This window comes from Streptomyces sp. NPDC059398, assembly GCF_042751845.1.
Taxonomy (GTDB): domain Bacteria; phylum Actinomycetota; class Actinomycetes; order Streptomycetales; family Streptomycetaceae; genus Streptomyces.
Genome location: NZ_JBHYWP010000107.1, coordinates 26,655 through 27,562, shown reverse-complemented (window position 1 = coordinate 27,562; position 908 = coordinate 26,655). Strand labels below are relative to the sequence as shown.

Here is a 908-nt window from a genome sequence, read left to right as displayed (position 1 = left end):
TTCGCGGTCTTCATGGCCGTCGCCATCGTCTTCGTCATGTACTGGTTCACCCACAAACCCCAGGTCGCCACCCGCGCCACCGAGAAACTCCAGCAGGCAGGCGTCGCACTTCCCACACCCACCCCCACCCCCGACCTTCCGACACCCTCGGACCCACCGCCCTCACCGGACGCCCCCACGCCGCAGAACAGCGACGGCAGCGGTGGCGGCGCCGGGGGAAGCGGCGGCGGTGGCGGTGGCGGTGGCGCGCCCAAGAAGAAGGCGCCCGATCCGGCGAACGCCAAGCACGTCCTGATCAAGAACACCGGGTCCAAGCTGTGCGCCGAACTCCCCGGCAGGGACAAGGGCCAGATCAACGGCTGGGTGATCGAGAACGACTGCAACCCCACGGACGCGGACAACCAGATCTGGGATCTGGAGGTGCGCTACTCGCACGGCGGCCCGCACCACAACAGCCTCTTCCAGATGCGCAACATCAAGGACCGCCTCTGCATGGACCTGGGGGAGATGGGCGCCAGGCCGGCCGGGACCGGCCTCGCCGAGTTCACCTGTGACGGCACCAAGGCCGACAACCAGCTGTGGTGGCTCGACAAGCAGCGCAACGACCACTACCTGATCCGGAACTACGCGAGCAACGACCTCTGCCTGAAGACGACGCAGAACGGTCCGAACGGCAAGCAGGGCGACAACGACGACAACGAGCTCCTGATCGGGCGGTGCGACCTCCCGGACGCCCATGAGTGGGTCTTCATCCCGATCCCCAAGGACGCGTGACGCCTGCCAGTTCACGGCCGGTGCCGGACGGGGCCGTGAGCGGCGAGTGACGGTGTTGTGGGGGGGGGGGGGGGGGGGGCCCCCCCCCCCCCCCCCCCGCGGGGGGGGGCCCGGGGCCGCCCCGCGCCCGCCCC

At 70.2% G+C, this 908-nt stretch carries 1 protein-coding gene; it reads left to right on the top strand.

The window, feature by feature from the left end; genetic code table 11:
* Positions 1 to 774, top strand: a 774-nt coding sequence (locus ACFXBC_RS29385) for an RICIN domain-containing protein (RefSeq protein ID WP_385031035.1), incomplete at its 5' end; no start/stop codon positions are given.
* Positions 775 to 908 lie beyond the last annotated feature (134 nt).